8 protein-coding genes are annotated in these 7682 nt (G+C 70.8%); 2 read left to right on the top strand and 6 right to left on the bottom strand.

Annotation, left to right across the window (positions count from 1 at the left end):
* Positions 1–45: 45 nt before the first annotated feature.
* On the bottom strand, positions 46–1422 hold the full coding sequence (locus tag ACFV0Q_RS35025; protein WP_385011083.1) for a class I SAM-dependent methyltransferase: 1377 nt from the start codon (positions 1420–1422) through the stop codon (positions 46–48).
* A gap of 190 nt (positions 1423–1612) precedes the next feature.
* Complete coding sequence (locus ACFV0Q_RS35020) at positions 1613–2998, bottom strand: NAD(P)/FAD-dependent oxidoreductase (protein ID WP_385011081.1); 1386 nt, start codon at positions 2996–2998, stop codon at positions 1613–1615.
* 511 nt (positions 2999–3509) lie between these two features.
* Here ACFV0Q_RS35020 and ACFV0Q_RS35015 point away from each other — a divergent pair.
* Positions 3510–3782, top strand: a complete 273-nt coding sequence (locus ACFV0Q_RS35015) for a type II toxin-antitoxin system Phd/YefM family antitoxin (RefSeq protein WP_385011079.1) — start codon at positions 3510–3512, stop codon at positions 3780–3782.
* Complete coding sequence (locus ACFV0Q_RS35010; RefSeq protein WP_385011078.1) at positions 3779–4048, top strand: type II toxin-antitoxin system RelE/ParE family toxin; 270 nt, start codon at positions 3779–3781, stop codon at positions 4046–4048. Before ACFV0Q_RS35015 ends, ACFV0Q_RS35010 begins: the two co-directional genes overlap by 4 nt.
* Before the next feature lie 67 nt (positions 4049–4115).
* On the opposite strand, the gene ACFV0Q_RS35005 is transcribed toward ACFV0Q_RS35010, so the two are convergent.
* The 4 genes from ACFV0Q_RS35005 to eno form a co-directional block, all read right to left on the bottom strand.
* The gene (locus tag ACFV0Q_RS35005) at positions 4116–5057 is read right to left on the bottom strand and encodes an exopolyphosphatase (RefSeq protein WP_385011076.1); all 942 of its coding nucleotides are present in this window, start codon (positions 5055–5057) and stop codon (positions 4116–4118) included.
* Positions 5054–5608: a DUF501 domain-containing protein gene (locus ACFV0Q_RS35000; RefSeq protein ID WP_385011074.1), complete on the bottom strand. Its 555-nt coding sequence runs from the start codon at positions 5606–5608 to the stop codon at positions 5054–5056. The genes ACFV0Q_RS35005 and ACFV0Q_RS35000 overlap by 4 nt, the downstream gene beginning before the upstream one ends.
* 64 nt (positions 5609–5672) lie before the next feature.
* The gene (locus ACFV0Q_RS34995; protein WP_385011072.1) at positions 5673–6161 is read right to left on the bottom strand and encodes a septum formation initiator family protein; all 489 of its coding nucleotides are present in this window, start codon (positions 6159–6161) and stop codon (positions 5673–5675) included.
* A gap of 90 nt (positions 6162–6251) precedes the next feature.
* Positions 6252–7538 carry a phosphopyruvate hydratase gene (gene eno / locus ACFV0Q_RS34990; RefSeq protein WP_385011071.1) on the bottom strand — a complete coding sequence of 429 codons (1287 nt, stop codon included), beginning with the start codon at positions 7536–7538 and terminating at the stop codon, positions 6252–6254.
* Positions 7539–7682 lie beyond the last annotated feature (144 nt).

Genomic DNA, 7682 nt, shown 5'->3' with positions numbered 1-7682 from the left:
GGGCCCCGGGGACATGCCCCGGGGCCCTGACGCGTCACAGCGCCGTCACGCGCCCCAGGTGCGCGTCCGCAGCGGCAGCCCCGAGGCCCCTCCGTCCCCGGGCCGCAGCGCCAGGACCTGGTTGACGCCGAGCCGGTTGTGCTCGAAACCGAGCGCGGAGGCCGCCATGTAGAGCAGCCAGACGCGGGCGCGGCCGGGCGAGGTGAGCCGTACGGCCTCCTCCCAGTGCTCCTCCAGCCGGGACACCCAGGCCCGCAGGGTGAGCGCGTAGTGCTCGCGCAGCGCCTCCACGTCGCGCACCTCGAAGCCGGCCCGCTCCAGTTCGCCGACCGTGGTGCCGACCGGGGAGAGCTCCCCGTCCGGGAAGACGTAGGCGTCTATGAACTCGTCGATCCGGTGCGCCTCTTCGTCGGGCTCCGGGGGACGCGCGATCTGGTGGTTCAGCAGCCGGCCGCCGGGGGCGAGCAGGGCGTACAGGGTGCGGGCGTACTCGCGGTAGCGGTCGGCGCCGACGTGCTCGGCCATGCCGATCGAGGAAATCGCGTCGTACGGGCCGTCCTTGACGTCCCGGTAGTCCTGCACCCGGATCTCGATCCGGTCGGTCAGGCCCTCCTCGGCGATCCGCTTGCGGGCGTACGCGGCCTGCTCGCGGGAGAGGGTGATGCCGGTGACCCGGACCCCGTACTCGCGGGCCGCGTGCAGGGCCATGGAGCCCCAGCCGCAGCCGACGTCGAGGAGCCGTTCGCCCTCCCCCAGGCCGAGCTTGCGGCAGACCAGGTCGAGCTTGTCCCGCTGGGCCTCCTCCAGGGTGCCGCCGGGGCTCCAGTAGGCGCACGAGTAGACCATCGAGGGGCCCAGCACCCGCTCGTAGAACTCGTTGCCCACGTCGTAGTGGTGGCTGATGGCCTGGCGGTCGCGGCCCTTGGAGTGGATGGGGCCGCCCCGGCGGACCGCCTCCTCGGGGGGCGGCGGCGGCGCGGTCCAGGGCCGCGCCAGGGACACGAGTTCCCGTACGGCGTCCCGGGTCGCCGGGTCGCGCAGTAACGCGGCCGTCCCGGCGGCGCCGGAGGCACGGGCGGGCAGGTGCGGGCGCAGGGCGGCGAGTTTGGCCAGCCCGGTGCGGGGCGGCAGCACGGCGGGCGCGGCGGCGGGCTCCCGCTCCCAGAGCAGCCCGGCCACCCGGTCCAGCAGGTCGAACAGGTCGCCGTCGACGGTCAGGTCCCCGGCGACCCAGGCACGGGCCAGCCCCAGCTCCCCGGGCTTCCACAGGATGCGGCGCAGCGCGCGCCGGTTTTCGAGCACCAGGGTGGGACCGGTGGCGGGTCCGGCTTCACTACCGTCCCAGGCCCGTATGCGGACGGGCAGGGGGGCGCCCAGCAGGGTTTCGGCAAGAGCGGCCAGCCGCGGCGCGGCGTCGGTCATCGTAGGCACCTCCATAAGTTCCGACCGAACGGCCTACCCATTTCGTGCCCGCGTCAATCAGTCCCGGCCGTCGGACCCCGCGATCGGACCGGCCCCGGGTACGCCGAAGGGGCCGCCCGCACCACGGATGGCGGGCGGCCCCTTCGGGGACGTGCTGGTACTGCTCAGGGTGCTGCGGGCTCGCGCCGGGTCAGGAGGCCTTGGCCTTCTGGGCCGGGGTCGCCGCGGCGGCCGGAGCCGGGGCCGGCTTGGCGGCCTCGTAGAACTCCTCGCGCGGGGTCTCCAGCGCACCGAGGGAGACGACCTCGCGCTTGAGGAACATGCCGAGGGTCCAGTCGGCGAAGACGCGGATCTTGCGGTTCCAGGTCGGCATGGCCATGCCGTGGTAGCCACGGTGCATGTACCAGGCGAGCCGGCCCTTGAGCTTGATCTTCATCTTGCCCATGACGATCATCGCGACGCCCTTGTGGAGGCCGAGGCCCGCCACCGCACCCTTGTTGGAGTGCGCGTACTCGGACTGCGGGAAGCCGCGCATGCCCGAGATGACGTTGTCGCCGAGGACCTTGGCCTGGCGCAGCGCGTGCTGGGCGTTCGGCGGGCACCAGGCGTTCTCGACGCCGGCCTTGCGGGCGGCCATGTCGGGAACCTGGGCGTTGTCGCCGGCGGTCCAGATGTAGTCCGTGCCCTTGACCTGGAGGGTCGGCTCGGCGTCCACGTGGCCGCGCGGGCCCAGCGGCAGGCCGTAGCGGGCCAGGACCGGGTTGGGCTTGACGCCCGCGGTCCACACCAGGGTGTTGGAGTCGACCTCGAGGCCGTTCTTCAGCACCACGTGGCCGTCCACGCAGGAGTCCATGGAGGTGTTGAGGTAGATCTCGATGCCGCGGGACTCGAGGTGCTCCTTGCCCCAGGTGCCGAGCTTGGGCCCGACCTCGGGGAGGATCTTGTCGGCCGCGTCGACCAGGATGAAGCGCATGTCCTCGCGCTTGATCGTGGAGTAGTACTTCGCGGCGTCGCGGGCCATGTCCTCGACCTCGCCGATCGTCTCGGCGCCGGCGAAGCCGCCGCCGACGAAGACGAAGGTGAGCGCCTTGCGGCGGACGTTCTCGTCCGTCGTGGACTCGGCCTTGTCGAGCTGCTCGAGTACGTGGTTGCGCAGGCCGATGCCCTCTTCCACGCCCTTCATGCCGATGCCCTGTTCGGCGAGGCCGGGGATCGGGAAGGTGCGGGAGACGGCGCCGAGCGCGATCACCAGGTAGTCGAAGGGCAGCTCGTACGCCTCGCCGACCAGCGGCGTGACGACGGCGACCTTGCGGTCCTGGTCGATGGTGGTGACCCGGCCGGTGAGAACCTCTGCCTTGGGCAGCACGCGTCGCAGCGGGACGACGACGTGCCGAGGCGAGATGCTGCCTGCGGCCACTTCGGGGAGGAAGGGCTGGTAGGTCATGTACGACCGCGGGTCGACGACCGTGACGGTCGCCTCGCCATAGCGCATCTTCTTCATGATCCGCTTGGCCGCGTACAGGCCTACGTACCCACCTCCTACAACGAGGATCCTGGGACGCTCCGTGGTGCTCATGGAATGAGTATCCAGCACCCCAAGGGGTGACGCTCGTGAGCCCCTTCACAAGGTGCTCCGGGGCCTCTGCTACACTGCGCCGCCCACGTGACCCAGATCATGGTGCGCGACGGGAACCACGGCAGGTCAGGAATCGTTGTGCACCCGTCCTGAACTGGCCTCCGAGGGCTGAACCGGACTGGACCACTGGTCTTTGTCCTTACCTCTGATACGAAACCCGTCGCACCCCTTCTTCGCACAAACACACGGAGAAACGGCCCTGTGACCCCCGAGAAGGCCTCGAACTGATGCCCTGTTGACCCAACGGGCCGCTTTTCCTTGTGAAGAACTTCACGAAGTTCATGGGGACGAGGGGACTTTCAGCCCCCGAAGACCCCCCAAGTCCCCTCCGCACGGCCCCCGCACGCCACTCCCTCGCCCGTCCCACGATCCCGTCATCAGGCGGAACCCGATGTTCAGCCCCCGGCGGGCCACAACGGCCCGTGTACACCCTCGCGCGTACACTGCGGGCATGAGTGAGAACGCTGTGACCGTGCGCGAAGCACGCGCCCACCTCGCGGACCACATCAACCGCGCCGAGCAGGGCACCCCGACCATAATCACGCGCAACGGCGCACCCGTGGCCGCGCTGATCCCGATCGCCGACTTCAACGCGCTCGAAGAGGCAGCCGACGAACTGCTCGCACGCGAGGCCGAGGCCGTGCTGTCCGCGGGCGGCCCGACCGTGACGATGGCCGAGCTGCTGGCCGACCTGTTCAGTGAACGGGGTGACGGCGCGGCGTGAAGTACGCGTTCCGGTTCACCACCGCGGCACAACGTCAGCTCCGGGCGATCGACAGGCCTGCCGCGATGCGCATCCTCGCCGCACTGACCGCGCTGGGCGACGACCCGTTCCGCGAGGATGCCGACATCAAGAAGCTCACGGGCCCCTCCGGCCTCTACCGACTCCGGGTCGGCAGCTACCGGATCGCCTACCAGGTCCTGGACGGGGAGCTCGTCGTACTCGTCGTCAAGGTCGGCGACCGCCTCGACGTCTACCGCAACGTCTGATCACACCATCCAAAGAACGGCGGCGCTCCGGCCAACTGCCCGGAACGCCGCCGTCACACCACCATCGTCAGGCCGCGGACCAGGCGATGCCGTCCAGGATGTCGTGTTCCGAGACCACCACCTCGGTCGCCCCCATGCGCTCCATGATCGCCAGGAGGACCAGGGAGCCCGCGCCGATCACGTCGACGCGGCCCGGGTGCATCACCGGGATCGCGGCGCGTTCGGCGTGGGTCGAGGTCAGCATCCGCTCGCTGATCTCGCGGACCCGCTCGTAGGGGATCCGGGAGTGGTGGATCGCCGTCCTGTCGTACTCCGGCAGGTCCAGGGCGATGGCGGCGACCGTGGTCACCGAGCCCGCCAGGCCCACCAGGGTGCGGGCCTCGCCCAGCGGGACCGTCGCGGCGGCCAGGTCCAGCGCCGCCTCGATGTCGGCGCGCATGGCGGCGATCTGCGCCTCGGTCGGCGGGTCGGTGACCTCGCCGTCGACCACCAGGTGGCGTTCGGTCATCCGGACGCAGCCCACGTCGACCGAGCGGGCGGCCCGGACGTGCTCCTCGCCGACGACGAACTCCGTGGAGCCGCCGCCGATGTCCACGACCAGGAACGGCCGCTCCAGGTCGGTGCGGCCGGTGAGCTCCTTGGTGGCGCCGGTGAAGGAGAACTCGGCCTCCTGGTCACCGGAGATCACCTCGGGCTCGACGCCCAGGACGTCCAGGACGCCCCGGACGAACTCGTCCCGGTTCTCGGCGTCGCGCGAGGCCGAGGTGGCCACGAAACGCACCCGCTCGGCGCCCAGTTCCTTGATCACCTCGGCGTACTCGCGGCAGGCCGCGAAGGTGCGCTCCAGCGCCTCCGGGGCCAGCCGGCCGGTCCTGTCCACGCCCTGGCCGAGCCGGACGATGGTCATCCGGCGGTCCAGCTCGGTGAACTCGCCGGTGGCCGGGTCGCAGTCCGCGACGAGCAGGCGGATGGAGTTCGTACCGCAGTCGATGCCCGCGACCCGGGTCACGCGGACTCCTCCGGCTTATTCTCCGCCGCCTTCTCCGCGCACGGGGTGACGCAGGCGCCCTTGGCCCACCACTCGGGCAGCATCGCGAGGGCCTCGTCGCCGAACGGGTTCACCCCGGGGCCGGCCGCCAGCGAGTGGCCGACCAGCACGTGCAGGCACTTCACCCGGTCCGGCATGCCGCCGGCGCTCGGGAAGCCCTGGAGCACCTCGATGGCGTCCCGGCGCCGGATGTAGTCCTCGTGCGCGGCCTGGTAGGCGGCGGCCAGCTCGGGGTCCTCCGCGAGGCGGGCCTGCATCTCCTTCATGACGCCGTTGGCCTCCAGCGTGCCGATGGCGGAGGCCGCCCGCGGGCACGTCAGGTAGTACAGCGTCGGGAAGGGGGTGCCGTCGGGCAGCCGCGGGGCGGTCTCGACGACGTCCGGCTGCCCGCAGGGGCAGCGGTGCGCGATGGCGCGCAGCCCGCGCGGGGGGCGGCCGAGCTGCTGCTCGAACGCCTCGATGTCCGCGTCGGTCGGCTCGGTCCGGTCGGTCTGGGGCGGGGGCGTCTGCATGCCTGGAGGAAGTCTCTTCGTTCTCGTGGATGGGTGCGGGCGGTACGGAGGGGCGGCTACGGGCTCACTCGCCGGGGCGGTCGGCCTTGTCGACGCCGTCCCAGACGTTGGAGTACCAGGGGCGGTCCGAGCCGGCCTGCCCGCCGCGGCGGTGTTCCGCGGCCGCGGATCCGGGGTCGGTCATGATGTAGCCGACCTCCCCCGGGCGCAGGAAGTGCAGGTGCCTGCGGGCCTGCTGCTCCGCGTAGGCGGGGTCCTGCCAGCGGGCCTTCTCGTCGCGGAGCTGGTCGAGGCGCTTGCGCGCGTCGTCGGCGGCCCGCTGCTGGTCCGCGATCTCCGAGCGCTGGGACACGTACTGGCGCATCGGATAGGCGAGGGCGACGACCAGGGTACAGAGGACGAGGACCAGCAGGGCCGCCCGGCCGGTGAGCCGGCTGCGGCGGATGTGGCGGCGGGACTGCGAGCGGTAGACGTGGGCCGCGGTCCGTTCGCCGAGCTGCTTGAGCCTGGTCGCGGTGGAGAAGGTGGAGAACCGATCCCGGTTCCCGGCCATGGTCCCGCCTCCCCTGTGTACGCGCTACGCAATACGTCCCCGCACACGGTACGGGACCGAGTGCGGGGACGTACGGAAGCAAGAGCGTGATTAGCCCTTGAAGCGCGGGAAGGCGGAGCGGCCCGCGTACACGGCGGCGTCGTCGAGGATCTCCTCGATGCGCAGCAGCTGGTTGTACTTGGCGACGCGGTCCGAGCGGGCCGGGGCGCCGGTCTTGATCTGGCCGCAGTTCACGGCGACGGCGAGGTCGGCGATGGTGACGTCCTCGGTCTCGCCGGAGCGGTGCGACATCATGCACTTGAAGCCGTTGCGCTGGGCCATCTCGACGGCGTCCAGGGTCTCGGTGAGCGAACCGATCTGGTTCACCTTCACGAGCAGGGCGTTGGCCGAGCCCTCTTCGATGCCGCGGGCGAGGCGCTCCGGGTTGGTGACGAAGAGGTCGTCGCCGACGATCTGGACCTTGGCGCCGAGGCGGTCGGTGATGACCTTCCAGCCGGCCCAGTCGTCCTCGTACAGCGGGTCCTCGATGGAGACGAGCGGGTACGCGGAGACGAGCTCCTCGTAGTACTCGGTCATCTCGGCGGCCGAGCGGGACTGGCCCTCGAACTCGTACTTGCCGTCCTTGTAGAACTCGGACGCGGCGACGTCGAGCGCGAGCGCGATGTCCTTGCCCGGGGTGTAGCCGGCCTGCTTGATGGCCTCGACGATGAGGTCGAGCGCGGCGCGGTTGGACTCCAGGTTCGGGGCGAAGCCGCCCTCGTCACCGAGACCGGTGGAGAGGCCCTTGGTGTGGAGGACCTTCTTGAGGGTGTGGTAGACCTCGGCACCCCAGCGCAGCGCCTCGGAGAAGGACTCCGCGCCGATCGGGGCGATCATGAACTCCTGGATGTCGACGTTGGAGTCGGCGTGCGACCCACCGTTGAGGATGTTCATCATCGGAACGGGCAGCAGGTGCGCGTTCGGGCCGCCGAGGTAGCGGAAGAGCGGCAGGTCCGAGGCCTCGGACGCGGCGTGCGCGACGGCGAGGGACACGCCGAGGATGGCGTTGGCGCCGAGCGAGCCCTTGTTGTCGGTGGCGTCCAGGTCGAACATGGCCTGGTCGATCAGGCGCTGCTCGGTGGCGTCGTAGCCGACGAGCTCCGGGCCGATCTGCTCGATGACGGCGAGGACGGCCTTCTCTACACCCTTGCCGAAGTAACGGTCGGGGTCACCGTCACGGAGCTCGATGGCCTCGAATGCACCGGTGGAGGCGCCGGACGGAACGGCAGCACGGCCGGTGCTGCCATCGTCGAGGCCCACCTCGACCTCGACCGTGGGGTTGCCTCGGGAGTCCAGGATTTCCCGGGCTACGACGACGTCGATGGACGGCACGAGCATCTCCTTCTGGGATGTGACGCTGGGTGTGCGGTGGCGTGTCAGGCCGTGGGACGGCCTTGCCGACTAGAGCCTAACCGGCTCCGGGCGGTCGGCCGGCCGACCGCCCGGGTCCTGGGACGAAAAAGGGACCGAATACCCCTGTTC

Origin of the sequence: Streptomyces sp. NPDC059564 (assembly GCF_042735575.1) — a bacterium.
GTDB lineage: Bacteria > Actinomycetota > Actinomycetes > Streptomycetales > Streptomycetaceae > Streptomyces.
Note: the sequence above shows the minus strand (reverse complement) of the source record. Positions and strands in the feature narration are given on the sequence as shown.

Bases quoted from the DNA above. Each gene is read 5' to 3' on its own strand.
- ACFV0Q_RS35020 (WP_385011081.1), bottom strand. From the start codon at position 2,998: ATGAGCACCACGGAGCGTCCCAGGATCCTCGTTGTAGGAGGTGGGTAC.
- ACFV0Q_RS34995 (WP_385011072.1), bottom strand. From the start codon at position 6,161: ATGGCCGGGAACCGGGATCGGTTCTCCACCTTCTCCACCGCGACCAGG.
- ACFV0Q_RS35015 (WP_385011079.1), top strand. From the start codon at position 3,510: ATGAGTGAGAACGCTGTGACCGTGCGCGAAGCACGCGCCCACCTCGCG.
- ACFV0Q_RS35000 (WP_385011074.1), bottom strand. From the start codon at position 5,608: ATGCAGACGCCCCCGCCCCAGACCGACCGGACCGAGCCGACCGACGCG.
- eno (WP_385011071.1), bottom strand. From the start codon at position 7,538: ATGCTCGTGCCGTCCATCGACGTCGTCGTAGCCCGGGAAATCCTGGAC.
- ACFV0Q_RS35025 (WP_385011083.1), bottom strand. From the start codon at position 1,422: ATGACCGACGCCGCGCCGCGGCTGGCCGCTCTTGCCGAAACCCTGCTG.